The sequence below is a fragment of the Pandoraea morbifera genome (assembly GCF_902459575.1).
GTDB classification, from domain to species: Bacteria; Pseudomonadota; Gammaproteobacteria; order Burkholderiales; family Burkholderiaceae; genus Pandoraea; species Pandoraea morbifera.
Map to the genome: position 1 here is coordinate 164,425 of NZ_CABPSD010000007.1, position 26,093 is coordinate 190,517.

Annotated in this window: 20 protein-coding genes; 12 read left to right on the forward strand and 8 right to left on the reverse strand. The window is 65.9% G+C overall.

The features are described from left to right. Nucleotides 1–30: 30 nt before the first annotated feature. On the forward strand, nucleotides 31–948 hold the full coding sequence (locus PMO31116_RS13685; RefSeq protein ID WP_150567194.1) for a LysR family transcriptional regulator: 918 nt from the start codon (nucleotides 31–33) through the stop codon (nucleotides 946–948). On the opposite strand, the gene PMO31116_RS13690 is transcribed toward PMO31116_RS13685, so the two are convergent. Next, nucleotides 887–1,408, reverse strand: coding sequence for a C1 domain-containing protein (locus tag PMO31116_RS13690; protein ID WP_150567195.1), 522 nt, complete (start codon nucleotides 1,406–1,408; stop codon nucleotides 887–889). The two genes, PMO31116_RS13685 and PMO31116_RS13690, sit on opposite strands and share 62 nt — an antisense overlap. Before the next feature lie 249 nt (nucleotides 1,409–1,657). Between PMO31116_RS13690 and PMO31116_RS13695 the strand changes: the two genes are divergently transcribed. The 4 genes from PMO31116_RS13695 to PMO31116_RS13710 all read left to right on the forward strand — a co-directional run bounded on the left by PMO31116_RS13695 (nucleotide 1,658) and on the right by PMO31116_RS13710 (nucleotide 7,372). Then, a complete protein-coding gene (locus PMO31116_RS13695) occupies nucleotides 1,658–3,250 on the forward strand; it encodes an EAL domain-containing protein (RefSeq protein WP_174971291.1) in 1,593 nt (530 codons plus the stop codon). Between the two features lie 320 nt (nucleotides 3,251–3,570). After that, complete coding sequence (locus PMO31116_RS13700) at nucleotides 3,571–3,855, forward strand: hypothetical protein (RefSeq protein ID WP_150567197.1); 285 nt, start codon at nucleotides 3,571–3,573, stop codon at nucleotides 3,853–3,855. 753 nt (nucleotides 3,856–4,608) lie between these two features. Continuing rightward, entirely contained in the window at nucleotides 4,609–5,964 is a 1,356-nt protein-coding gene (locus PMO31116_RS13705; protein WP_150567198.1) for an MFS transporter, read from the forward strand. Nucleotides 5,965–6,151: 187 nt separating this feature from the next. Further along, nucleotides 6,152–7,372, forward strand: a complete 1,221-nt coding sequence (locus PMO31116_RS13710; protein ID WP_150567199.1) for a multidrug effflux MFS transporter — start codon at nucleotides 6,152–6,154, stop codon at nucleotides 7,370–7,372. Nucleotides 7,373–7,458: 86 nt separating this feature from the next. Here PMO31116_RS13710 and PMO31116_RS13715 read toward each other — a convergent pair whose 3' ends face one another. Continuing rightward, the gene (locus tag PMO31116_RS13715) at nucleotides 7,459–9,804 is read right to left on the reverse strand and encodes a cytochrome P450/oxidoreductase (protein ID WP_150567200.1); all 2,346 of its coding nucleotides are present in this window, start codon (nucleotides 9,802–9,804) and stop codon (nucleotides 7,459–7,461) included. A 322-nt stretch (nucleotides 9,805–10,126) separates the two neighbouring features. On the opposite strand from PMO31116_RS13715, the gene PMO31116_RS13720 reads away from it, so the two are divergent. From PMO31116_RS13720 to PMO31116_RS13730, 3 genes are all read left to right on the forward strand, one after another. Further along, nucleotides 10,127–11,032 carry an IclR family transcriptional regulator gene (locus PMO31116_RS13720; RefSeq protein WP_150567201.1) on the forward strand — a complete coding sequence of 302 codons (906 nt, stop codon included), beginning with the start codon at nucleotides 10,127–10,129 and terminating at the stop codon, nucleotides 11,030–11,032. Between the two features lie 294 nt (nucleotides 11,033–11,326). Then, entirely contained in the window at nucleotides 11,327–12,220 is an 894-nt protein-coding gene (locus PMO31116_RS13725) for a 4'-phosphopantetheinyl transferase family protein (RefSeq protein WP_150567202.1), read from the forward strand. Nucleotides 12,221–12,349: 129 nt separating this feature from the next. Next, nucleotides 12,350–13,954 carry an ABC transporter substrate-binding protein gene (locus PMO31116_RS13730; RefSeq protein WP_150567282.1) on the forward strand — a complete coding sequence of 535 codons (1,605 nt, stop codon included), beginning with the start codon at nucleotides 12,350–12,352 and terminating at the stop codon, nucleotides 13,952–13,954. 99 nt (nucleotides 13,955–14,053) lie between these two features. On the opposite strand, the gene PMO31116_RS13735 is transcribed toward PMO31116_RS13730, so the two are convergent. The 4 genes from PMO31116_RS13735 to PMO31116_RS13750 are packed head-to-tail and all read right to left on the reverse strand — an operon-like array spanning nucleotide 14,054 to nucleotide 18,816. Then, entirely contained in the window at nucleotides 14,054–14,944 is an 891-nt protein-coding gene (locus tag PMO31116_RS13735; RefSeq protein ID WP_150567203.1) for an NAD(P)-dependent oxidoreductase, read from the reverse strand. Then, nucleotides 14,941–16,686 carry a dihydroxy-acid dehydratase gene (ilvD, locus tag PMO31116_RS13740; protein ID WP_150567204.1) on the reverse strand — a complete coding sequence of 582 codons (1,746 nt, stop codon included), beginning with the start codon at nucleotides 16,684–16,686 and terminating at the stop codon, nucleotides 14,941–14,943. Before ilvD ends, PMO31116_RS13735 begins: the two co-directional genes overlap by 4 nt. Nucleotides 16,687–16,711: 25 nt before the next feature. Then, nucleotides 16,712–17,491 (reverse strand): SDR family NAD(P)-dependent oxidoreductase, encoded by a 780-nt coding sequence (locus PMO31116_RS13745; protein WP_150567205.1) that lies wholly within the window; start codon nucleotides 17,489–17,491, stop codon nucleotides 16,712–16,714. Continuing rightward, entirely contained in the window at nucleotides 17,488–18,816 is a 1,329-nt protein-coding gene (locus PMO31116_RS13750) for an MFS transporter (protein WP_150567206.1), read from the reverse strand. The genes PMO31116_RS13745 and PMO31116_RS13750 overlap by 4 nt, the downstream gene beginning before the upstream one ends. 312 nt (nucleotides 18,817–19,128) lie before the next feature. Between PMO31116_RS13750 and PMO31116_RS13755 the strand changes: the two genes are divergently transcribed. Next, entirely contained in the window at nucleotides 19,129–20,064 is a 936-nt protein-coding gene (locus PMO31116_RS13755) for a LysR family transcriptional regulator (protein ID WP_246185282.1), read from the forward strand. A 490-nt stretch (nucleotides 20,065–20,554) separates the two neighbouring features. On the opposite strand, the gene PMO31116_RS23720 is transcribed toward PMO31116_RS13755, so the two are convergent. After that, a complete protein-coding gene (locus PMO31116_RS23720) occupies nucleotides 20,555–21,409 on the reverse strand; it encodes a hypothetical protein (protein ID WP_174971294.1) in 855 nt (284 codons plus the stop codon). 119 nt (nucleotides 21,410–21,528) lie between these two features. On the opposite strand from PMO31116_RS23720, the gene PMO31116_RS13765 reads away from it, so the two are divergent. Together PMO31116_RS13765 and PMO31116_RS23725 are read left to right on the forward strand one after the other, a co-directional pair. Further along, nucleotides 21,529–22,338: a MetQ/NlpA family ABC transporter substrate-binding protein gene (locus PMO31116_RS13765; protein ID WP_023595338.1), complete on the forward strand. Its 810-nt coding sequence runs from the start codon at nucleotides 21,529–21,531 to the stop codon at nucleotides 22,336–22,338. A gap of 175 nt (nucleotides 22,339–22,513) precedes the next feature. Beyond that, entirely contained in the window at nucleotides 22,514–22,675 is a 162-nt protein-coding gene (locus PMO31116_RS23725) for a hypothetical protein (protein ID WP_023595339.1), read from the forward strand. 17 nt (nucleotides 22,676–22,692) lie between these two features. Here the strand turns inward: PMO31116_RS23725 and prpR are convergent, their stop codons facing one another. Further along, the gene (gene prpR, locus PMO31116_RS13770) at nucleotides 22,693–24,822 is read right to left on the reverse strand and encodes a propionate catabolism operon regulatory protein PrpR (protein ID WP_174971298.1); all 2,130 of its coding nucleotides are present in this window, start codon (nucleotides 24,820–24,822) and stop codon (nucleotides 22,693–22,695) included. Nucleotides 24,823–25,175: 353 nt separating this feature from the next. Here prpR and prpB point away from each other — a divergent pair, with 353 nt between their 5' ends. Next, entirely contained in the window at nucleotides 25,176–26,066 is an 891-nt protein-coding gene (prpB, locus tag PMO31116_RS13775) for a methylisocitrate lyase (protein ID WP_023595342.1), read from the forward strand. Nucleotides 26,067–26,093 lie beyond the last annotated feature (27 nt).

Below are 26,093 nucleotides of genomic sequence, written 5' to 3' on the forward strand. Positions count from 1 at the left end.
CAATGGGCGCGGGCCGCGAGGGGAGCCGTCGTGGAATTGCGGCATTTGCAATATTTCATTGCCGTGGCCGAGGAGCGTCATTTCACGCGGGCGGCGGCGCGCGTAGGCATTCAGCAGCCGCCGTTGAGCCTGCAGATCCGACAGTTGGAAACGGAATTGGGCGGTGCGCTGTTCGTGCGCCTGCCGCGCGACGTCGTGCTCACGGAACTGGGCGAGGCCTTCCTGCCGGAGGCGCGGCAGATCCTCGAACGGGTGGCGCGCGTCAAGCGCCGGATGCAGCAAATCTCGCGTGGCGAGGCGGGACATATTCGCATCGGGTTTGCTGGCGCGACGTATTTCGAGCCCCGTATTCCCGCCTGGATCCGCGACTTTCGGGCGCGTTATCCAGACGTCCAACTGCATCCTCAGCAGAGCAACACGGCGAATTTGCTGGCGGCGTTAGGGGACGAGACCGTCGATGCGGCGTTTGTGCGAACGCCGTTCGAGTGGCCGCCTGGCATTGTGAGTTTGCCCGTGGCCGACGAGCCGATGGTGTTGGTGCTGCCGCTCGGGCATCCGATGTGTGCACACGAGCGCGTGCCTTTGTCGGCATTGGCGAACGAGGAATTCATTCTCCTGCCGCGCGACATCAGTCCGGCGTTGTACGACCGCACGATTGCCGCGTGCGAATCGGCTGGATTTCGGCCGAAGCTCGGCCAGGAGGCGCCGCAGATCACGTCGATCGTGCCGATGGTCGCGGCTGGCTTCGGCGTGTCGCTGGTGCCGGCGTCGGTCAGTCAGATTCGTACGCCGGGCATGGGGTTCTGGCCGATCGAGGGCAAGGTGCCGCTCGCGCCGATCAGTCTCGCCTATCGTGAAGACCACGGGTCGGCGGCACTCGAGCGCTTTATTGCGATGCAGCCGGCAGACTCGCCAGACAGTGACGACAGCGCACGGCCTGACGTCTGACGTATTCGCCGCAGTAAGGGCACGCCTTTTCGTCGGGGCGCACCTCCGCACTACTGTTCGCACCCGGCGTATCCGGCGCGCGAGCCCGAACCACCGGGGCAAGGACCATGCCGGTCTTGCCGCGCGTGGACGCGCTCGCATCGTGGGCGTCGTAGCCGCGCTGACCGGCGCTGGCGACGTCTGCGTCGCTCGCACTTGCCCAGCCGTTGGCACGCAGGCGGTTCACGAGCAGGGGGTGAATCAGCAGCGAGTAGAGCAGGCAGGTGGCGGGCAGCGAGAGCGCGAGCGCCGATTTCCAGATCAGCGCCGGGCCGATGGCGAGCGCGATCCACACGAGCGCGTGCCACGTGAAGCCGTAGGCCAGCAGGTAGAGCGGGCCGAGGAAGAAGGCCGCGACACACGACAGGTACGTGATCTCGACGACATCTCCGTTCGCCGGATTGCGAAATTTGAGCGTCATGGCGAAGCCGTGAGGATGAAGGCGTAGGGCGCCACCTTAACCGAGTGCCGACCCCAATTCGTCCCACTGCCGAATGTCCGCCGGATACCCGCCGGGCGGGGCTTCGGGGCTGGTGGTGCCGGGGCTTCCCGGACGTTGGCGGGGCCGCGCCGGCACACGTGTGGCAATCCGATACATCGGCGTGGCAGTGCGCTACACTTCGGCCATGCCCCCGCTGGGATGCGGGGCGTCACGTGGACGGCATACGCCATGCAAACGCTAAGAAGGCTGGCTCGCTGGCTGCCGGTGCTGGCGGGGGCGATCGCCGGCATGCTGATCATGCTGGTGGTGGGACAGATCGTGCAGACGCGCATCGACGACTTTCGGCTGCGCGCGTACGTGCAGGACATCATGGGCTTCATGAGCGACGCGTCGGTTTCAAATCGCGACGCACTGCAAAGCGCCATGTACAGCGGTGCGGTGCCGTGCACCGACGAGGACATCATCGCACTTCGTCGCATCGCCATGCGCAGCCCCTATTTCCACGACATCGCGCGCGTGCACGGCTCGCGCCTGCTCTGCTCCGCGGTGGCCGGCCGGCTGGCGCCGGCGCCCGAGCTTCCTCCCCCGATTCATGAAACCCGCAATGGCCTGAAGCTCTGGCATACGCTCACGGGCATCGTCACGCCCGGCGTGCGCGTCAATGCGGTCGGGCTTGGCGATGTGGTCGTGTTCAGCCCGCCGGCGCTGCCTGACCGACTCGTCACGCCCGCCAGGGGCTTCGCCTCGGTGGCGTCGACGAGCGACATGCGCTTCCAGTTCTGGCGTGCCGGCCTGTTCGAGGACCAGCAGCGCATCCGGCCGGGCGAGACGTCGCGCTGGCTCGATATCGGGATCGTACGACGCTACTCGACCTGCTCGAACCGAGCGGACGTGTGCGCCTCAGCCGTGTACGTGTCGTCGAGCCTCGTCGGCAATCCGGCAGGCCTGGCGCTGGCGCTCGCGATCGGCGGGCTGGGCGGGGGATCGGTCGGCTTGTCGTGGCGAGCGCGAAGGCGGTACCGAACGTCCATTGACTGGGTGACGCAGCAGGCCGCGGAAACCGGAGGCATTCACCTGGTCTATCAGCCACTGGTGCGCCTGAGCGATCGCAAAGTGGTGGGGGTGGAGGCGCTCGCGCGGCTCAACGACAACTCGGGCGCGCCGATTTCCCCCGATATGTTCATCCCGATCGCGGAGCGGCGCGGTGTGCTCGGGCTGATCACCCGACAGGTCGTGCGCCATGCGCTCATCGAGATGCACGGGCGTGCGCTGGCCGACCCCGAGTTTCACATCAGCATCAACCTTGCTGCGGCGGACGTCGTCGACCGCAGTTTTCATGCCTACCTGAACCACATGGCGGCATCATTGCGTGTGCCGCGCGCACAGATCGCGCTGGAGATCACGGAGCGCTCGACCGACAACATGAAGCGGCTGCGAGAGGCGCTCGACCGGCTGCGTACGGATGGCTACCAGATCCATATCGATGATTTCGGCACCGGCTTCTCCAATCTCGCGTATCTGTCGACATTGAATGTCGACGCGCTGAAAATCGACCGCATGTTCACGCACGCGATCGGGAGCGACGCGGTAGGCAGCGCTATCGTCGATCAGATTTGCAAGATGGCGGCGTTGCTCGAAGTGGACGTCATTGTCGAGGGCATCGAAACCGAGGCGCAGGTCGATTACATGCTCGCGCTGGCGCCGCGTGCCATCGGGCAGGGCTGGTTGTTCGGCAAGGCCGTGCCGGCGGATGCCCTCGGCTCGGGCGTCGTCGGCACACGGGCGCCGGAGGCGGTCGATGCACCCGGCGAGCGCGCGTGACCCGGAGCAACGATGCGGGTGGACGGCCTTCTGACGACGCTTGCGGCAAGGGGCGTGTGCTCGGGCGACGCCTGACGCGGTCCGGCCCTTTGGCGCGCGCGCATCAGGCAAATTACCGAGAATAACGACACGGATTCGGGACTAGAGTGAAAACACCGTGGTCATGATGTGCCCCCGACCTCCACGGACTGTCCGGCTCGCCGTTTTGGCGAGCCGCTTTTTTTTCCGATTGTCGGCCGGTATTGTTGAACATGTTACGATTTCCGAAAAAACAGCATTGGCGGGCAGTTCCATAGCTGTCGCTTTACGGAAGGGGACATATGACCGACTCATTTCATTTTTCCTGGCACTACGTGAGCCACACGCCACCCCGGCGTCCGTTTGAACTGGCCGGCGCCGTGACGCCGCGCGCCGATGAACGCTTCGACGGCGCCGTCGACGCGTATTGCGATGGCCACTACATCGGGCGCTGCGAATTCTCGAGCATCAGTGCACCGGACGCGTCGTCGGCGGCTGCACAGATTCGAAAGCGCATCGAGCAACGCATCGAAGATCGCGTTGCCAACGAGGGCGCGACCGCTCCCGCTTCAACTTCCTCGCACTGAGCGCGGCGCCACCCGCCGTCGCTAGCTTGCATTCGTCACAACGTCGTCGTTGCGTCGTGTCCGCACGAGCGCGCTCCATACCCATTGGGTATGCGCGATGCGGGCAGTGGCCGGCGCGCGCCCTATCTTTTCCCGTCCTTGCATCGTCCTCGCGGAAGTCTGCGTTGCACAGATCCGGCGCGCAAAAAAAACGGCCAGCGCGTTGCTGGCCGTGAAATCCACCAGGAGGAGGTGGAGGAGACAGGTGCAACTATATCAGGGAAATCCCTAGACGGGTAAACCTTCTTTAAAAAAATCTGTAGAAAAACCACAACTGCGACAATTCGTCGCTTTTCGATCGGCAAATCGCCCCTGAGAAGCCGTTCCCGCGGCCCTCATTGTCTTCCGACCCACTTGCGACGAAACGCGTAGGCCGCATCCCCTTCCGGCATGGAGAAAAACCACAGATCCGTCCCGCATCGTGCACCGCGCGAGCGGTCGCCGGATCGTTTCCGGCGCCGGGGTCGCCACCCTTGGCATCCCTCGGGAATCTAAGTGTTTACACCGAGCATCGATTTACGTTCGGCGGGATAAAATTCCGCAAAGCGTAATTTCCAGGGCGGGGCGTTGCCAATCACTGTCGCGCTCGACCTTGAAATTGCCTGTCGACCCGATGGGAGGCGGCAGCGTGCCCGGCACGAGGCTACGAATAAAAGCACCGGCGCCTCGACCGGAACGCAATGACACGAAGTTGCGAGAACGTTTGGAGACAGAATGAAAGCAGCACAAGTGAATGTGGGCGCGCTGATCGACGAGAGTCGTCTTGGCCCGTACCAGTGGTGGGTAATCGTGTTGTGCGCGATGTGCCTGGTCGTGGACGGCTTCGACGTGCAGGCCATGGGGTACGTCGCGCCGGTCGTGATTCGTGAGTGGGGCATCGCCAAGGAGACGCTCTCGCCGGTGTTCGGCGCGGGGCTGTTCGGCATGTTGGTCGGGTCGCTGACCTTCTCGGCGCTGGCTGACAAGCTGGGCCGACGCCCGGTGCTGATCGGCGCCACGCTTTTCTTCTCCGTGTGCATGCTCGTCACGGGCTTCGCCAATACCATCACCGAGCTGGTCGTATGGCGTTTTGCCGCGGGCCTGGGCCTGGGCTGCATCATGCCCAACGCAATGGCGCTGGCCGGTGAATATAGCCCGCGTCGCATTCGCGTGTCGCTCATGATGATCGTGTCGTGCGGCTTCACGCTGGGCGGCGTGGTCGGCGGGCTCATCACCGCTGCCATCATTCCGAGCCTGGGCTGGCGCGCGGTGTTCTACATCGGCGGCGCGATTCCGCTGGTGCTGGGCCTGCTGATGTGGATCTCGCTGCCGGAATCGATTCAGTTTCTCATGTTCAAGAAGAGCGACAACGCGCGCATCCGCAAGCAATTGCTGCGCGTTGCACCCGGCGCCGACGTGCCGGTCGGCGCACAGTTCGTGCTCGACGAGCAGAAAGCCAAGGGCGTGCCGTTCATCGAATTGTTCAAGGACGGCCGCGCACGGGTGACGCTGCTGCTGTGGGTCATCAATTTCGCCAACCTGCTCGACATGTATTTCCTGTCGAACTGGCTGCCGACGGTGATCCGCGACGCCGGTTACTCGACGCAGGTCGCCGTGATGGCCGGTACCGCGCTGTGGGCGGGCGGCGTGATCGGTACGCTGTTGCTCGGTCGCGTGATCGACCGTGTGGGCTTCACAAGCGTGCTGGCCGTCACGTTCCTGATCGCCATTGCGGCCACCGCGGCCATCGGCAATCCGGTAGTGATGGTGTCGATGGTGGCCGTTTTCATCGCGATCTTCTTCGCGGGCTTCTCGATCATCGGCGGGCAACCGGCGCTCAATGCGCTGGCGGCGACCTATTACCCCACGTCGCTGCGCTCCACGGGCATCGGCTGGAGCCTGGGTGTCGGTCGGATCGGCTCGGTGCTCGGTCCCGTGCTGGGGGGCGCGTTGATGCACCTGCAATGGTCGTCCTCGTCGCTGTTCCTCGCGGCGGCCGCGCCGGCATGCGTGTCGTTGATCGGCGTGCTCGCCATTGCCCGTACCCAACGCGGCGATCGGGGCAATCTGCGCACCGCGACGGCGGGTTGAGGGCGCCTCGTTGCCGGCGTAGGGGGACCGTCAAGGGCGGCATGAGCAGTCATGAGCAATCGTTAAGGGTCCGATAACCATCGAGTATGAAAGTGCGACGCCCGCCAGCGTTATCATGGCGGGCGTCGTTCATTTTGCGGCGGCGCTTGCGATGCGCCACGTGTCGCGTTGAATAACCAGAACGACAATGACATCGACGTCCGAACTCTCTCCAGCGTTGCCGTCCGAGCGCGTGCTGCTCGGCATTCTTGGCCTGTTCATGATGATCGCGCCGGCCTCCACCGACATGTACCTGCCGGGGCTGGTGACCATGCGGCATGAGCTGGACGCGAGTGCGGCCGCCGCGCAACTCACGCTGTCGTACTTCTTCCTCGGCTTCGCGTTCGGGCAACTGCTCTGGGGGCCGCTGGCCGACCGCTTTGGCCGGCGTCGCCTGATGGCGGCGGGCATCGCGCTGTACATCTTCGGGAGCATCGGCTGCGCCTTCGCCGACAGCATGGATCACATGATGGTGTGGCGCTTCGTGCAAGCGCTGGGCGGCTGTGCGATGCCGGTGATCGCGCAGGCCATCGTGCGCGACATCTACGGTCCTCGCAACAGCGCACGCGCCTTCTCGATCATGCTGCTGGTGATGAGCGTGGCGCCGATCGTGGCGCCGCTCGTCGGCGGCCAGATGCTGCGATTCACCTCCTGGCGCGTGATCTTCGGGGTGCTCGCCGTGTTCGGCGCGGTGGCGATGCTTGCGCTGTGGCGCCTGCCGGAGACGGGGGCGGTGCACGCGCGTCAGGCGGGCGGTCCGCGCGCGGTCGCGGCGTCGTACTGGCAACTGCTGCGCGATCCGCATTTCGTCGGTTACATGCTCGCGGGCGGGGCGATCTTCGGCGCGTCGTTCACCTACATCACGGGTACGCCGCTCGTGTACATGGAGTACTTCCACGTGTCGCCGCAGTTCTTCGGCGTGTTGTTCGGCATCAACATCGTGGGCATGGCGGGCATGACGGTCTTTAATTCGCGCCGCGTCGGACAATTCGGGCCCTATCGCCTCATGCGCGTGGGGATCGTCGGCTGCGCGATCGTCACGTCGGTGCTGTGCGCGACGGTGTGGCTGGGCTTCGCGCTGCTGCCGCTCATGGTGATGATGCTGTTCCTGTTCATGTCGCTGCGCGGCATCATCACGGCCAATTCGGTCGCGGGCGCGCTGGCCAACCACCCGACGCGCGCAGGCGCGGCGGCGGCGTTGGTGGGTAGCGTCCAGTATGGCTTCGGCTTTGCCGCGGGCGGGCTGCTCGGGCTGTTCAACGATGGCACGCCGCGTCCGCTGGTGGCCGTCATGTGTGGCTTCGCGCTGCTCGCGCTCATCGCATTGCTCACCATGCTGCGTGACCCGCACGGTGCCCGTGCGCATTGACGTATCGACCCACCCGTAGCGTGCTCGGGACGAAAAAGGGGGGCGCCGCAGCGCCCCCTTTGCTTTGCCTCGAGCGCGGCCGCGCGTTACAACGCCAGCACCAGCTTCTTGCCGCAGGCGCGCGAGCAGCACGACATCATCTTCGTGTTGGCGTCGCGCTCCGCGCGCGTGAGCACCACGTCGCGGTGGTCCACGTCGCCTTCGAGGACCTGCACTTCGCACGACCCGCACAGCCCTTCCTCGCAATCGCTCTGCACATCGATGTTGGCCGCGCGCAGCGTCGTGAGCAGTGTCTGGTCCGCCGGTACCGTCAGCGTGATGCCCGAGTCCTTGAGCGTGACCTCGAACGCATGCTCCTTCTCGGGATCGAGCGTGCCAAGCTGCGACTGGAAATGTTCGACGCGCAACGTGTCGTCCGGCCAATGGGCGCAGCAGTCGGCCAGCGCATCCAGCATGCGCACCGGGCCGCAAGCGTAGACCTGCGTACCGGCTTGCGGCGTGGCGAGCAAGGCGACGTAATCGGCACGCTGGCCTTCGTCCTTCACCCACAAGTGCAAACGCTCGCCATGCAGTGCCCGAAGCTCGTCGACGAGCGCCATCGTGCGTCGGCTTCGGCCGCTGTAATGGATCTCGTAATCCATGCCGAGCGCCTTTGCACGCCGGGCCATTGCGGCAATCGGCGTGACGCCGATGCCGCCGGCCACGAAGATCGCGCGCGGCGTGGTTTCGTCCAGGCGGAAGTGGTTGCGGGGGCCGCGTACCCGCAGCCGATCGCCGACCTTGACCTGCGTGTGCATCCAGTTCGATCCGCCGCGGCCCTGCGGCTCGTGCAGCACTGCGATTTCGAACGCACCGACGTCCGTCGGGTCGCCGCAAAGCGAGTATTGACGCGAGAGCCCGGTATCGCCGCATTCGACGTCGATGTGCGAGCCGGGCGCCCAGCGCGGCATGGCACGGCCGTCGGGCGCCACCAGACGCAGCTTGACGATACCGTCGGCCACGGGCGATACCGACTCGACCACGACCGGACGCGTCACGCTGTGGCCAGACGGTTCGCCAATGCGCACCGGCGAATGCCGCGCCAGAATGGACGGATCGCGCCGCTCGGGATTCTGCGCCGGATCCCACTCCACCCAGAGATGCTCGGGGCCGCGGAACGACGTGTTCGGCACGTAGGTGAACTTCTGCTCGGCGAGCTTCATGTGCGGCAGCCGACGCGTGAACTCTTCCAGGAAGATCTGCATTTCCATGCGGGCGAGATTCTTGCCCATGCACTGGTGCGACCCGTAGCCAAACGTCAACTGATCGCTGGCGTTCTCGCGACGGATGTCGAACAGGTCGGCATCGGCGAAATGGGCTTCGTCATGATTGGCCGACGACGTGACGATGAGCAGCTTGGCGCCGGCGGCGATCTCGATGCCGCCGATGTTGACGTCCTTCGTCGCGAGGCGGCGCCACGCGGCGACAGAGCCGTTGTGACGCAGGCACTCCTCGACAGCGTTCGGAATGAGCGAGGGGTCTTCGCAGATCTCGCGCCACACGTCGGGGTGTTGCAGCAATAGCTTCATCGCGTTGGCGGTGGCGTTGGCGGTCGTCTCATGCGCGGCCACGATGCCTGCCATCATCATCGAGTGCAGATACGAATCGGTGACGACTTCCGGGTGTTCCTTCTGTTTGCGAATGCCATACTGCATCCAGCCCGGGCCGTCCGGGTTCTGACGCATCTTGTCGAGAATCTTGCCGGCGAGCTGCCAGAAGTTGCCTACCGCGTGCGCTACCGCCACCTGTTCTTCGGGCTTCGGACGCCCCCAGGTGTTGACCGTGTGCGCAATGGAGTACTCGCGCAGCTTGTCCATGTCTTCTTCCGGCACGCCGAGAAAGTGCAGGGCCACGGTGAGCGGCACTTCCCACAGCATCTGGTCGACGAGATCGGCGCGACCGTCGTTCACGAACCGGTCGACGTATTCGCGGGCGAGCTTCCGCACGAGGGGTTCGTGATGCCTGAGATGCTCCGGCGTGAACGGCTCCATCAGCACGCGGCGTCGCGGCATGTGCGCCGGTTCGTCTTCATTGACCAGCGTGCGATTGAGCGCGAAACCATAAGACGCGAGCACGGCGTTCGCTTCCGGCCCCGTCGGCGTGATCTTCTCCAGCGCGATCGAGGGGCTGAAGGTGATGTTGTCGCGGAAGATCGCCTTGATGTCGTCGTAGCGGGTCACCACCCAGTAGCCGAGCTTCGGGCTGTAGAACACCGGCTCCTGCTCGCGCGCCCAACGCACGTACTCGGGCGGATCCTGCTGGTAACCGTCCTCGAACGGATCGAACTCGGCGGCGCGTGCGCTGATCGGGCATCCGTTCGGGGCTTTTGCCGCCGTGGCCTGATGAAACGGGCAGGCGCCGGTATCGGCAGTGGGGGAACTCGTTTGACTCATCCGTTCACGCTCTCTCAGTCATGGGGGCGAAGTCGAGCCACGCAAACCCACGAAGGGCGCGCGGCGACACACGCGATATTTCAAGTGTAGAGGAGCGCTGCGTGGGCGGGCGGCGCGTGCGTGGCGGCACGCTCGCCCGGAAACGACACGGACGTCTCCTCGTCTCGATGGGATTCGCACGATGCATCGTCGCAGGCGTGTTCCCATTCTCTGTGGTTGTTAGGCGTAAATATAATACGCATTGCGTAAATTGGTGGACTGGGGTTAACCTTTAGAGCGAGCGGCATCGGCCAATCTCGATTTGCATCATAAAATCTCGCCGATGACGACAAGCAAACGACCCACAGCAGGCCGCCCGCGCAGCGCGGCGGCGTCTTCCCCGGTGACGAACCGTCTCGCGGCGTCGGGCAGTGAGCCCGTCGACGCGCCGCGCGAGCGCGGTCGCCGACAGCGAGTGCAGTCCGCCGAAACCGGCATGGTGGTACTCAAGGGACTGGCCCGGCTGGGCGGGCGCGCCAGCCTGACCGCCCTTGCCGCGCACGTCCAGCAAAGTCCCGCGAAGGTACATCGTTACCTGATGAGTCTGGTGGAGGAGGGGCTCGTCGCCCAGGATGCCGACTCGCAGCACTACTATCTGGGGCTCGAGGCCATGCTTATCGGCGTGGCCGCGATGCGCCAGGCGGATCCGGTGCGCGCGGCCGAACCCGGATTGGTGCGGTTGCGCGAAGCCTTCGACGTCACGTGCTTCATTGCCGTGATGGGCAACAAGGGGCCGACCATCGTGCGCTTCGAGGAGCCGGGGTTGCCGGTGACGATCAATGTGCGCATCGGCTCCGTGATGTCGGTCCTGTGGTCGGCGGCCGGACGCGTATTCCTTGGCCTGCTCGACGACCCTCAGGTGCTTGCCATGGCCGAGGCGGAACTGGCGCATGCCTCGCCGGATCAACGGGCGCTGCTCGACGCCGAGGAGCCCATCGGCGCACTGCGTGCCGCGGTGCGCGCGGCACAGGGCGCGAGCGTTCGCGATACGAACCTGACGGGCATCAGCGCACTCGCCGCACCGGTCTTCAATTACGACGGTCGGCTCGTCGGCGTGATCACGGCGCTGGGCGCGACGGGAGGATTCGATCCAAGCCTGGACGGCCCCATCGGCGAAGCCGTGCGCCGCGAAGCGCTCGCCGCCAGCCACGCGCTGGGTTACCGCCCGCCGCTGCCCGCCGGCGCCTGACGCTTCGGCGCGCGGAGGCCATGCGGCCGCCCGCGCGCCTTCGTCAGAGTTTCGGGCGGATCGCCACGATTCCCGGACGTCACCCCGTCACCCCCGCACCGCAGGTGCCCGGAAAGCATCGCACCTGACGAATCCGCCACGCTATATGGAATTTCCCACCCGGCGACCCTTCGTCTAACACGGCGTCTTGTGCTAACATTTGATAATGATTCTCATTATCAAATGAATGGCCGCCAATGACGGGAAGGCAGGACACGTCATGGGAGACCTCACCTGCGGAGGTCGCAAGTGTTGATGTTGAAACGAACCGTCGATCTGACGCCGTGCGTCGCTTCGATTCCGACGCCGTCCCTGACGTACGTGCCGTTGGGGCAGTTCGGGCAGGGCGACCGAAAGCTCACGGGCGACGCCCGTCATCGAGCGTTGGCGAGCAGCGACATGGCTGCGGCGGGCGCGGCGGGCGATGTCCGCGCGGGGGCGTCGCACTGCGAGTGTGGCGTCGACGAGCTGTGGTTGTGGCGTTTTTTGCTGGCTGGGCGTCCGTTCGGCGCTACGGGCGCGGCGGCGGGCGGCCCGGACGACGGCGCGACCTGGCTTTCGGCCGCAGAGCATTCGCTCGCACGGCGGTTGCCGCGCGCGCAAATGCGTCATCGTTTCCTGTCGGAGCGTATCGCCTTGCGATGGATCTTCGGTCGCTGGTTCCGATGCTCGCCGGCGCAGGCGCCTGTGCCGGCCGCCACGCCCGGGGTGTCGCGGCTGGCGTGCGACGGCCCGCACGGCAAGGTCTGGATCGACATGGCACATGCGGGTCTTTGGCTGTTCGTGGCAATGGGACAGGGGCCGCTCGCGCTGGCGGCGCACGCGCCGACGCCGGGCGGCCCCGACGCTGGCGAGGCCCGACCGGCGTCGCCAACGGCAGCGGCGCCGGAGACGTCGTCCGGCGGGGCCGATCCGTTGGCCGTGGCGCGCGACACGGCGCATCGTCTGTGCCTGGCAAGGCTCTCGGGCGAGGGAGATGTGTTGACGTCGAGCGCCGATGTGCCGTTGCTCGCGCATCCTTACGTGAGCGTGCCTTACGCGGGGCGCACCCGCTACCTGTATGACATGTCGGTCAGCTCGCGTCTGACCGTCGTGGCCGCGCGCGACCGCATCGTGCATCGCGTGCGGGCATTCGGTTGGCAAAACTGACGGAAATCTTTGGGAGACGACAACACCGCCGACACGGCGATGCCGGTGGAGAAAGGCAGGTGTCCTGAATTTGCGCTATTCTGGCCCGCTGTTTTGCCCAATGTCATCGACTTCCTGGAGAAGAAGCTCATGCGCCGTTGCTCGCGTCGTACGCTGGCGGCCGTTCTGGCCGCCCTTTCCCTGCCGATGGTGCCGTTCGCGGCGCATGCCAAGGCGCTCACCGTGTGCACTGAAGCGAGCCCCGAGGGCTTCGACGTCGTGCGCTACAACTCGCTGACCACCACCAACGCATCGGCCGACACGGTGTTCAACCGGCTGGTCGAGTTCGATGCGGCGCAGGCCAAGGTGGTGCCGAGCCTGGCGACGAAGTGGGAAGTGAGTCCCGACGGGCTGACCTACACGTTCACGTTGCGCCCGAACGTGAGCTTCCATAGCAACGAACACTTCAAGCCGACGCGCGCGTTCAATGCCGACGACGTCGTCTTCACCTTCGATCGCATGCTCAACGACAACGCGCCGTGGCACAAGCTCACGCCGTCCGGGTTCCCGCATGCGCAGTCGCTGTCGCTGGGCAAGCTGATCAAGTCGGTGCGCAAGGTCGACGATCACACCGTTCGCTTCACGCTCTCCGAGCCGGACGCCGTATTCCTCTCGATGCTGTCGATGGGCTTTGCGTCGATCTATTCGGCGGAGTATGCCGACAAGCTGGTGGTCCTCGACAAGACGGACGAGATTAATGCGAAGCCCATCGGGACCGGCCCGTTCATCCTGCGAAGCTATCAGAAGGACAGCGTGGTGCGCTACGACGCCAACAAGGCCTACTTCGGAGGCGCGCCCGCGTCGGAGCGTCTGATCTACACGATCGTGCCCGATCCGGCGGTGCGGGCGCAGAAGGTGAAGGTCGGCGAGTGCCAGATCGCCCTGTCGCCCAAGCCGCTCGACGTGCAGGCCGCGCGCGGCGACAAGGCCCTCAGGGTCGTGCAGTCCCCGGCATTCATGACGGCGTTCGTGGCGATCAACACGCAGCACAAGCCGCTGAACGACGTGCGCGTGCGTCAGGCGCTGAACCTGGCGTTCGACAAGCCGAACTACGTCAAGCAGGTCTTCGAGGGATCGGCCACGCCGGCGGCCAACGTCTACCCGCCGAACACATGGAGCTATGCAAGCCAGGTCGCCGATTATCCGCTGAACGTCGAGAAGGCGAAGAAGCTGCTCGCGGACGCGGGCTTCCCCAAGGGCTTCGAGACGACCATCTGGACACGTCCGGCCGGCAGCCTGCTCAACCCGAACCCGCGCGTGGGCGCCGAGATGCTGCAAAGCGATCTCGCGAAGATCGGCGTGAAGGCCCAGATCAAGACGGTGGAGTGGGGCGAGCTGATCCGACGCGGCAAGGCGGGCGAGCATGACCTGCTGTTCATGGGGTGGTCGGGGGACAACGGCGATCCGGACAATTTCCTCACGCCGCAATTCAGCTGCGCGGCCGTGACCTCGGGCACCAACTTCGCGCGCTTTTGCGACGCCAACCTCGACAAGCTGATCGCCGACGGCAAACGCACGCACGACTTGGCGGCGCGCACGGCGAAGTATCAGGCGGCACAAAAGATGATCAAGGACGACGCCCTGTGGATTCCGCTGGCGCATCCGGTCGCCGCGGTCATCACGCGTGCCGGTGTTTCGGGCTACCAGGTGAGCCCGTTCGGTCGTCAGTACTTTGCGACGGTGCAGGTGAAGTAACGGCGGGGTCGCGTGAGGCGAGCCCGAATGAAAAAGCCATGTCCGGCTACGGACATGGCTTTTTTCATGGCCGGACGTCGTGCGGCGGCGCCTGGACCGTCAGGCGTCGGGCGCGCTCTGCGCCTCGCCAATGCGATAGACCTGCGACAGATCCCACTCGCCCATGCCGCGCGCAACCGCGTCCTGGAGCAGCCGGCGTACTTCCGGCAGCACGCGCTGCACGGTCGCACTCGAATGCGCGAGTTCGGCAATCGCATCGAGGTCCTTGAGCATCACGCGTACAGTGCCGGTGGCATGCTCGGGCGGATTCACCATGCGCGGCCACAGCGTTTGAAGCAGTATCGAGTCGGCCCAGCCGCCCTGCAGCGCCATCGGCACGGCCACCGTATCGATGCCGTTGCGCCGGGCGAGCACATAGGCCTCCGCCAGCCCGGCGAGGGTGGTCGCCACAATGGCCTGATTCGCGAGCTTCGTGGTCTGTCCGGCGCCGATGTCGCCCATGCGCGTGACGCGCGAGGCAAACGCGCGCAACACGGGCGTCACGGCCTCGATCGCCTGCGCGGGCCCACCTGCCATGATGGCCAGCGTGCCCGCTTCGGCACCGCCCGTGCCCCCCGAGACCGGCGCGTCGATCCACACATTGCCGGTGGCCCTGGACCAGCGCGAGGCGAGCGTGCGCGTGAGCGCGGGCGACAACGTGGAGTGGTCGACGAGAAAGCGCGGCGGCGTGGTGGCGTGCACGAGGCCGTACTCGCCGAAGACCACGTCCTCCACGGCCTTGCCGTCACCGAGGCAGAGCAGCGCGATGTCGACGCTTTCCCCAAGCGCCCGGGGCGTGGCGCAGGCGATGGCGCCGGCATTGGTCAACGCCGGGAGTTTGCCGCTGGACCGATTCCAGACGGCGACATCGTGTCCGGCGGCGAGCAGGCGGCGCGTCATCGGTTCGCCCATGCGGCCGATGCCGCAAAATCCTACACGTAGGGTTGTCATCGTTTCGGTTCCTCCTGGGGCGACGCTTCGCCGAGCGAGGCTTCGTACGGCCAGTCGACGGCCCCCGAATGGGTCACGGCGCCGAACTTGGCCGGGCGTACGAGCGCTTCGTACTTCTCGAGTACGCCCCCCAGTCGTCCGCGCACGAACGGCTTCGCCTGCGCCGCGCGCGCTGCCAGCGCTTCGTCGGAGAGTTCGACGTCGAGCGTGCCCCGGATCGCGTCGATGTGGATGCGATCGCCGTCTCGCAGCAGGCGGATGGGACCGCCCGCCGCCGCTTCCGGGCCGACGTAGCCGATGCACATGCCGCGCGTGGCGCCCGAGAAACGGCCGTCGGTGAGCAGCGCGACTTTCTCGCCCATGCCCTGTCCGTAGATCGCCGCCGTCACGCTGAGCATCTCGCGCATTCCCGGGCCGCCTTTGGGGCCTTCGTTGCGGATCACGAGGACGTCGCCTTCGCGATAGGTGCCCGCGGACACCACCGCCATGCAGTCCTCTTCCGTCTCGAAAACACGTGCGGTGCCCGAGAACACCAGTTGCCTCAGACCGGCGGTCTTGAGCGCTGCGCCGTCGGGTGCGAGGTTGCCGCGCAGCACCACCAGCCCGGCATTGGGCGAGAGCGGCTCGGTGTGCGGTCTTACCACGCGGCCGTCGGGGCCGGGGAACGCGCGCAATGCGACCTCGAGCGTCTCGCCGCTTTGCGTAAGCGTGTCGCCATGAAGGTGTCCGCCCGCGAGCAGCGCGTTGAGCACGGCCGGCACGCCGCCGACGTGATGCAGGTCCACCGCGAGGTAGCGTCCGCCCGGCTGCATGTCGCCGATGAGCGGCGTGCGTGCGAGCACTTCGGAAACATCGTCGAGCGTGAATTCAATACCGGCTTCATGCGCGATGGCCGGGATGTGGAGCATTGCGTTGGTCGAGCCTCCGGTGGCGGCCACGGCGGCGCAGGCATTCTCGAGGCTCTTGCGCGTGACGAGGTGGCGTGGCAGCGGCCCGCCGTTGCGCAGCGCGCGCATGACGTGCTCGCCGGCGCGTCGGGCGATCGCAATGCGTTCGCTGTAGACCGCGGGCACCATCGCCGAGCCGAGCGGGGCGAGACCCAGCACCTCCGCTACCATGGCCATCGTATTGGCAGTGAACTGGCCCGGGCATGAGCCGGCGGTCGGGGTGCAACGCTTTTCGATGCCGCGCAGCGTCTGCGCGGACATGTCGCCTCGCTGCGCCGCGCCCACGGCCTCGATGGCGGTGAGGATGGTGGCTTGCGAGCCATCGGGCGCCACGCCGGGGAGCATGGCACCGCCAAACAGGAATACGCCCGGAACGTTCACACGCACCATGCCCATCAGAATGCCGGGCAGAGTCTTGTCGCAGCCCGCCACGCCCACGAGGGCGTCGTAGCAGTGGGCGCGCACGAACAGCTCGACGCTGTCGGCAATCGTCTCGCGCGAGACCAGCGAGAAGCGCATGCCCGAGTGATTCATCGAGGTACCGTCCGACACGGAAATCGCCGAGCCGCGAATCGGCACGCCGCCTCCGGCGGCTACACCCAGTCGGACGTTGTCCGAGATCTGGTTGAGCGACATTGAACAGGGCGTGTTCTCGCCGAAAGTGTCGACGATCGCGACGAACGGCCTGTCGATGGCGTCGTCGTCGAGTCCGGTAGCGCGTAGAAAGGCGCGGTGCGGCGTGCGTGTCACGCCTTCGGTGACGGTGCGCGAGCGGTGTTTGTGCAGATCTGTCATGGGGGGCTTCCTTGGGGCGCGATGCTCACGTGTTGAGCAGCAGGCCGTTTTCGATGGCGAGCACCTGGCCGGTCATCGCGGGCGCATGGGCGGCGAGGAACCAGGCCAGTTCGGCGATTTCCGACGGCTGCGACACGCGCTTGAGCGGTGCGTTGTCGCGCATGCCGTCGACCACACGGGCATAGGCGTCGTCCCCGAGCACGCGTCGCAGCAAGCCGTCGTCGACCATGCCCGGCGCGATCGCGTTCACGCGTACGTGCGGGGCGAGATTGCGGGCGAGCGAGAGCGTGAGCGAGTTCACCGCGCCCTTCGACGCCGCGTAGGCGATCGACGAACCAGTGCCGTTGAGCGACGCCAGTGACGAAATGTTGATGACGCTCGCCGACGCTGCGCTCGAGGCGCGCTCGCGCATGAGCGCAGCGGCCGCGCGCGTCATCTGGAACATACCGATGAGGTTCACGCGGTAGATGCGTTCGAACTCGGCTGCGTCGATGGCGTCGAGGTCGCCATGCGGGATCACCCGTGTGGTGCCGGCGCTGTTGACCAGGGCGTCGAGCCTGCCCCATTGTGCGGCCACCGCGTCGACCATGCGGCGGCATGCGGCGTCGTCGCCCACATCGGCGTCCACGACGAGCGTTTGCGTGCCGGCCTGGCGGCACTGGGCGGCCACGGCCTCGGCCGCCGCGCGGGTGCCGTCGTCGAAGTTGTTGATCGCCACGGCCCACCCGTCGCGCGCGAAGCGCAGGGCGGTCGCGGCGCCGATACCCGTGGCGGCACCGGTCACGAGGCAAACGGGCGCGCTCATGCCTGACCTCGTTGCGGCTTGAGCGAGAGTACGAGCAACGCGCCGGCGACGAGCGCGCAAGCCAGCACGATCATGCCTGGCAGCAGTTGCCCGGTGCTGTCCTTGAGATAGCCGATCACGTAGGGGCTGACGAAGCCGGCGAGATTGCCGGTCGAGTTGATGAGCGCGATGGCCGCGGCGGCGCCGGCACCGCTCATCATGGCCGTGGGAATGCCCCAGAACACCGGCGCGATCGAGTTGATGCCGATGGCGGCGACGATGAGCGCGGCGATCGACCACCACAGGTGTTGGGCGAGCAACACGGAGGCGAGCATGCCGGCGGCGCCCAGCAGGCAGCACACGGCCACGTGCACGCGGCGCTCGTTGCGTCGATCCGCATGGCCGGCCACGAGAATCATGGCCACCGCGCTGATGAGGGACGGTACCGCCGAGAGCAGGCCGATGTTGCCGAGATTGGCAACGCCCGCCGCGCGAATCATCGTCGGCATCCAGAACACGAGACCGTAATTGCCCATCGCGATGCAGAAATAGAGCAGGCCGAGCAGCCACACCTTGCCGTTGCCGAATACCTCGCGCACGCTGTGGCGCGCACGCGTGCCGTCGTCGGCGGCGAGATCCTGCGCGAGCATGCGCTTCTCGTCGGCGCTCAGCCACTTCACCGTCTCGATGCGATCCTGCAGCACGAAGAACGCCGCGACACCCACGGCAAGCGATGCGAGCCCTTCGATCAGAAACAGCCACTGCCAGCCCGCGAAGCCGTGCAACCCACCGAACTGCTGCATGATCCAGCCAGACAAGGGGCCGCCGATGGCGCCCGAGACCGGAATGGCCACCATGAACAGGGCAATGATCCGCGAGCGCTTGTTCGACGGAAACCACGTGGCCAGATACAGCACGATGCCGGGAAAGAATCCGGCTTCGGCCACGCCGAGCAGGAAGCGCAGCACGTAAAAAGATACCGGGCCCTGCGTGAACATCGTCAGGCACGAGATGATCGACCAGGTGACCATGATGCGCGCGATCCACATGCGCGCGCCCACGCGATGCAGGATCAGATTGCTCGGCACCTCGAAAATGAAGTAGCCCAGGAAGAACACACCCGCGCCGGCGCCATAGACGGTCTCCGAGAGAGAGAGGTCCGCGAGCATCTGCAACTTCGCGAAGCTTACGTTCACGCGGTCGATGTACGCGACGATGAACGCGAGGAACAAAAAGGGAATGATGTGCCAGGTCAGCTTGCGATACAGCGCGTCGCGCTGCATCGGGTCCAGCGCGGCGGGTGCGCCGGCGTGCGGCCGCGCGCCGCCGGAAAGGGACGTGCTCATGTAGGTTGTCTCCGAGGATGCGTGCCGTGGGGCACGTCGAATTATCTGGCAACGCGGCGTACGTTCGGTTATGCGCGAGGTCTTGGCGAGTGCCGGACAATTCACCCGGTGCCGACCGTCGTTGCTTCACGCGAATGCTGCGCGGGAATGCGGCACGACATCGCTGCTCGTTCAAAGAGTAAGGGGGTGACGGCCCCCGCGGCAAATCACACTTTGCGTGCGCGACATTACTATTTGGTTATGATTGGGGCGTCACTTCCTCTCTTCGCCGTCATGAACACGATCTCATCGGGCGCCACGCCCGGCGATTCGATGGAACGCTTTTTCCGCAGCGGCCTGAAGCTTGGGCACCTGCGCATTCTCGTCGCGCTAGGCGAACTGCGTCAGGTCACGCGCGTGGCTGCAGCGTTTCATGTCACGCAGCCCGCCATCTCCAAGCAGATCGCGGAGATCGAGGACGCCCTGGGGGCACCCGTCGTGCGGCGCGTGGGCAATGCCGTCGAATTGACCGGGATCGGGCGCGTGCTCATCGAGCGCGGCCGAGAGATCCTGCGGCAGATCGAACTTGCGAGACGCGACGTCAGCGCATTGACCGCCGGGACTGCCGGTCATGTGCGCTTCGGCGCCGTGGTCACGATCCCGCAACCGCTGATCGCGCATGCGGTCGAGCTGTTCACGCGTCGCGCCCCGAACGCTTCTTTCTCGTTCGTGGAGGCGACGCTGGATCGACTCCTGAAAATGATGGACGAAGGGAACCTCGATCTGGCGCTCGGGCGCAACCGCGTGACCGGGCACTTGCCGGTGATGCGCCATGAAGCGTTGCATCACGAGCCGTTCGTGTTCGTGGTGGGCGCTCGTCACGCGTTAGGCGGACCCGATACGCCAGTGGCATGGCACGACCTGCGGGACGTGCGCTGGATCACGCCGATGCGGGGCTCGCCGGCGTTCGCGACGATGGCGGAGATTCTGGCCGAGCACGGGGTGACCTTGCAACGCCCGGCCATCGAATCGAGCTCGCTGGCGCTCAATCTGTCGCTGCTGCGCGGCGGCGATTTCGTCTCGATACTGCCGCTCTCGCTCGCGCGCCGCTACGTGCAGCGCGGCACGATGCGCGTGCTGCCGTTGCCGCCGCTGGGACCGTTGGGCGAGGCAATTCTGTACTGGCGCGAAGACACGACAACGCCGGCCGCGCAGTTGTTCGCCGCCTGCCTGCGCGAATCGTCGGCAGAAGTGATCGACGCGAACTGATTCGCGTGAACGGGTTGCCTTGCACCGAAATGCTTGCCGGGCGTGGCGCCGAGGGACGTCGGCGCGTCGTGCATATGTCGTTGACGAGGCGTTGGCGCGGGGGCAGCGATGTCAGCGTTTCACGAACGATACATTTTCCGTACACCCTGTCCCGATGTCTCGGAAATTGAGTTATTAATTTCTTTTAAATCAATGGGTTGAGTCGTCTGGCACGGAATTCGCGTCTGTGAATCGCGTATGGCGACGCGCCAACCCGGAATTCCCGCAGGCTGTTGGCAAGGCTCCCCTGTGCATGCGAGCACGGGAGGGCTCGCTATTGCCCGCGAATTTGGCTGACGCGCCCACGCCGTAACGCTGAACCTTCTGGCGGGGTTCCGCGTGTTTCGGAATGAGATTGCGCGTGCGCGGGGAGGGGACCATGAAAGGGTTCAAGGCGACGATGGTGGGTGCGGCGGCGGTGGCCATGCTGTGCGGCATTTCGATCAATGTGTCATATGCTGCCGGAGGGGGTGGCGGACGTGGCGGCGGCGGTGGGATGGGTTTCGGCGGCGGGGGCTTCGGAGGGCTGGGAGCCTTCGGCGGACCCGGCGGACCCGGCGGCGGTGTAGGGATCGGCATCGGCGGCGCGGGCGGTTGCGGCTGCGGCGGCCACAGCGGTGGTGGTGGCGGTGGTGGTGGCGGTGGCGGTGGTGGCGGTGGTGGCGGTGGTGGCGGTGGTGGTGGCGGTGGTGGTGGCGGTGGTGGTGGTGGTGGTGGTGGTGGTGGTGGTGGTGGTGGTGGTGGTGGTGGTGGTGGCGGTGGCGGTGGCGGTGGCGGTGGCGGTGGCGGTGGTGGTGGTGGTGGCGGCGGTGGCACAGGCGGCGGCACTGGCGGTGGCACTGGTGGTGGTGGCGTCGGTGCGAGCAGCGGTGGCGGCGGTGGTGGTGTCGGCGGCCCGGGCGGTCGTGGTATCGGTGGTGCCGCGGGCGGAAACGGACTGGCCGCGTTCGGCGGTCCGAGCGGTTTCGGTGGCGGCGGGGGATGTTCGATGAACGGGCAGAACGGTGAGGAACCGTGCCCCTGAGCCAATGATTGGACGGTTGTCACGCGCAAGGCACGCGTGGGCTTCAGCCCTGTGGAAGGCATCTTGCAGGTTAATCGTCGGTTCCTGACGCGACCGGCTGGCGGCTTCGCCGCTTGCCGTGCCACCCCCCCGGCCCGTGATCAGGCTGTTCTCCCGGCGATGCGCCCCTTCGGTTGTCCGAAGGGGCGTTTTTTTGGGATGGCTTGAGCAGACCGCCGACAGCAGAGGGGATATGGAAATGCCGATTATGTATTTCGCGTAAACCCGCATCTGTGGCAGCATCGCGGGTCTGGGTGACGAAGGCGGCAGTGGGCCGCGCGTGGCCCCGTGGGCCCACCCGGCTCACACGATACTGAACGGGCGCCCATCAGGCGCCAGACAAGCAAAAGGAGAATTCGCACATGCTGTCCCGTCAACTGATCCACGCGATCCTCGGCGCCACGCTGGCCGTGGCTTCGCTCGGCGCCGCCGCCCAGACCGCCGACAAGCCCCTGAAGGTCGGCACGATGGCCGGCTCGGACGCCCAGATCTTCGAGGTCGTGAAGCAGGTCGCGCACAAGCGCGGCCTCGAAATCAAGATCATCGAGTTCAGTGACTACGCACAGCCCAACGCCGCGCTCGATGCCGGCGATCTGGACGCCAACGGCTTTCAGCACAAGCCGTTCCTCGACAGCCAGGTCAAGGATCGCGGCTACAAGATCGTGAGCGCGGGTCTCACCTACGTCTCGCCACTGGGCTTTTATTCCAGGAAGTACAAGTCGCTCAAGGATCTGCCCAACGGCGCGAAGGTCGGTATCCAGAACGACCCGTCGAACGGTAACCGCGCCCTGCTGTTGTTGCAGAAAGAGGGACTGATCAAGTTGCGCGCCGGCGCCGGCGTCGACGGCAAGAACGCCACGCCGCTCGATATTGCCGAGAATCCGAAGAAGCTGAAGATCGTCGAATTGGAAGCCGCGCAATTGCCGCGGGCATTGCCGGACCTCGACGCCGCATCCATCAACACCAACTTCGCGGCGCAGGCCGGTCTTGTGCCCAAGCGCGATGCGATTGCCATCGAGGACCTGAAGGGGCCTTATGCGAACCTGATCGCCGTGCGTGCGAAGGATGCGAACAAGCCCTGGGTCAAGCAACTGGTCGACGCGTACCACTCGGACGAAGTCAAGCAGTTCATCGACAAGCAGTTCAAGGGCGCGCTCATCGCTACGTGGTAAGCCGCGGCGCCGTGGCGTGCCGGGCACGCTGCGCGGCAGGCGTACAGAAAAACCGGGGCCCTGGCCCCGGTTTTTTCATATGCGCATCGTTTGCGACGCGTCGCGCACCACGTCGCTGGCATGAAAGCGTTTGACTAGAATGTAAGTGTCATTCCGACGCAGGGGGGAGATGGCCATGTCCATGCTCAACGTTTCGATGATGCTCGTGGCATTGCTCGTCGGCTTTGCCGTCGGCATGCTGGTCGACCATTTCTGGGTCACCCATCACGACGAGCCTGCCAATCACAAGCGACTCGACTGGCACGAGATGTGGGAGCGTATTCGTCACCAGCACTGATGCGGGCGTGTCGTCGGTCAGCCGCCGGGATGCTCGCGCAACTTTCGCCATAGTGTCGACCGGCTGATACCCAGCGCCTCGCAGGCGGCGCCCCGGTCGCCGCCGCAGGCCGCGAGCGTGGCGCGAATGCGTGCCAGTTCCTCGGCGGCGCGTCGGGCGCGCCCGGTCTGCGCCAGTGGCGCGGCGCCGGTCTGTCGCGCTCCGGGCTCGCCGATTTGCCGTCCACCGTCCGTGGGGGGAACATCGGGCGACGCCGGCATATCGATGCGCAGGGGGGCGCCACCCGCCGGATCGAGTTCCGGTGCAATCTCGACCAGCCGTGCGCGATCGATCTCACGCGCCTCCACCACATCGGCGCAGACGACCGCAATGCGCTCGAGCAGATTTTCCAGTTCGCGCACATTGCCGGGCCAGCGATACGTCGCGAGCAGCGGCAGCAGCGACACCTGCAGGGCATCGACGCTCATGCGCGCGCCAGCGCGCGCGAGCGCGCGCTCGAGAAAGAGCGGGGTAAGGCGTGGCAGGTCGTCCATGCGCTCGCGCAACGGCGGCAGCACCATGCGCAGGATGTTGAGCCGGTAATACAGGTCTTCGCGGAACAGACCGGCGGCCACCTGCTGCCGAAGGTCACGGTGCGTTGCGGCGATCACGCGCACGTCGCACGGCACCGGCTCGGTGGCGCCGAGCCGCAGCACCTCGCGCTCCTGCAGTACGCGCAGCAGGCGCGTTTGCAGCGGCATCGGCATTTCGCCGATTTCATCGAGAAAGATCGTGCCGTTGTGAGCCGTCTCGAACAGGCCGGCCTTGCCGCCGCGCCGCGCGCCGGAGAACGCTCCGTCTTCATAGCCGAAGAGCTCGCTCTCGAGCAGGGTCTCGGGAAATGCCGCGCAATTGATCGCCACGAAGGGGTAGTCGCGTCGTCGACTGGCGTTGTGAATGCCCTGCGCCAGCAATTCCTTGCCGGTGCCGCTCTCGCCATGCACGAGTACGGTCGAATCCGTTTGCGCATAGCGACGCGCCAGCGCACGTACCTGCGTCATCGCAACCGAGTCGCCGATCAGGTCGTCGAGCCGATAGCGTGCCACCAGGTGCCGCGGGCGGTGACGCGAGCGCAGCGAGCGGTCCACACGCGCAAACGCCTGCGAGTCCTGGCACGTGAGCAGTGCGCCCGTGAGCGTTCCCTGATCGAGCAGCGGGATACGGTTGACGACCCACGTCTTGCCCGCCATCGAGACGATCGCCTCGAGTTCGGCGCTCGCGCTCTCCAGGGTGCGCGAAATGTCCAGCGCGGGCGCGATGGCGTCGAGCGGGCGGCCGACGGCGTCGGTCGCGTTCACGCCTAGCATGCCGGCCATCGACGCGTTGATCGCCTCCACCCGGCCATCGAGGTCGACGGCAGCCACGCCTTCGTGCAGATGCCGGAGCACGGTGTCGAGACGCTCGCGCCGCTGCGCTTCGATACGTCCGAAGCGCGCGACTTCGAGCGACGTGTCGAACGCCGCGCGCACCGAGTCCTGCGAATACAGAAACACGCCCGTGAGCCCTGCGCGCTCGGCCAGTTCGGTCACCAGGCCGGGGCCGACGATGACCTCGACGCCTTCGTCGCGCAGTCGGTGCACGAGATCTTCGGCGTCATGCGCGTCGTGATAGGCATGCTGCGGGATGTCGAGATGAAACGCGCTCTTGAAGCGTTCGAACTCGGCGGCCGGGCGCGCGTACGACACCAGCGCGATGCGCGAGGCGGGTGACGGCGAGGGCAATGCGCGGCGCGCTCGGGCGAGCGCGTGCATGACATCGAAGCCGGTGACCTTGACAAGCACCACGGGCAGTGCGACGCGCTCGCGCAGGAACGCGCCGTTCGAGCCCGCCGCGACGATGCCGTCGACACTGCCCGCAGGCAACTGCGCCAGCGCGTCGATCACGGCTTCGTAGCCTTTATCGATGATCTGGACGTCGGCAACGGCCGCGTAATCGGGCACGATGTCGCGATAAAGTTCGCCGAGCTTGCTGATGCCCACCGCCCAGATCACCGGTTTCCTGACGGCGGTGACGGTCGACTGGGCAAGCGCGGCGCGCGGCAGCCCGCCGGGGGAGGACAGTGGGATCGGCACACGGGCGGGCAGTTCGGCGGCGTTCGGTTTCGGCATGGTGTGACTTGTGGAAAACGCTAGGACATCGCGTCAGCCTCGGCGCGTGGAATGCCGATAATCGTAGCATATTGAGATTAGGCGTTTCATTTTGTGTTTCAAATTGAAACGACATGCGACGCGATGATGACGCGGCGCACGAAGTTCGGCTTGACGCAAACGTCACATGCGCGAAGAATTTCCGTCGATAAATGAATACGTTAGGTGCTGGTGCGCCGCGTGCGGCGCCCGGCGCGATCGGCGTTCTCCGGCGCCTGGCACGCCCATTGCTTAAGAGAACCACCGCATTTCAACCCAGCGCGATCCGGCGGGCTCCGACCGATCGTCGCGCATGACACGACCGAGGGATTCAAGTGACGCAAACCATTCGTTCGGCCGGCGCCGCCTTCCGCGAGGCCGTCAAGACCGAGCAACCGTTGCAGGTTGTCGGTGCGATCAACGCCAATCACGCCCTGCTGGCCAAGGCGGCCGGCTTCAAGGCGATTTATCTGTCTGGCGGCGGCGTTGCGGCAGGCTCGCTCGGGTTGCCCGACCTGGGCATCTCCACGCTCGACGACGTGCTGACCGACGTGCGCCGCATCACGGACGTCTGCGACCTGCCGCTGCTGGTCGATGTCGACACCGGGTTCGGTCCGTCGGCGTTCAACATTGCACGTACCGTGCAGTCGCTCATCAAATTCGGCGCCGGCGCCATGCACATCGAGGATCAGGTCGGCGCGAAGCGTTGCGGCCACCGTCCGGGCAAGGCGATCGTGACGCAGCAGGAGATGGTCGATCGCATCAAGGCCGCGGTCGACGCGCGCACCGATGAGAACTTCGTCATCATGGCGCGTACGGATGCGTTGGCCGTGGAAGGCTTGCAGGCGGCCATCGATCGCGCTTGTGCCTGTGTGGAAGCCGGCGCCGACATGATCTTCCCGGAAGCGATGACGGAACTGCCGATGTATCGCCAGTTCGCTGATGCGGTGAAAGTGCCGGTGCTCGCCAACATCACCGAGTTCGGCTCGACGCCGCTCTTCACCGTGGAAGAGCTCAGGAGCGCGCAGGTCGGGCTGGTGCTGTATCCGTTGTCGGCGTTCCGCGCCATGAACAAGGCGGCCGAGAACGTGTACCACACGATTCGTCGTGACGGCACGCAAAAGGCCGTGCTCGACACCATGCAAACCCGCGCCGAGCTCTATGAGAGCATCGGCTATCACGCGTACGAGCAGAAGCTCGACGCGTTGTTCGCGCAACAGAAATAACCGAATCCCTGATCTGGAGGAATGAGC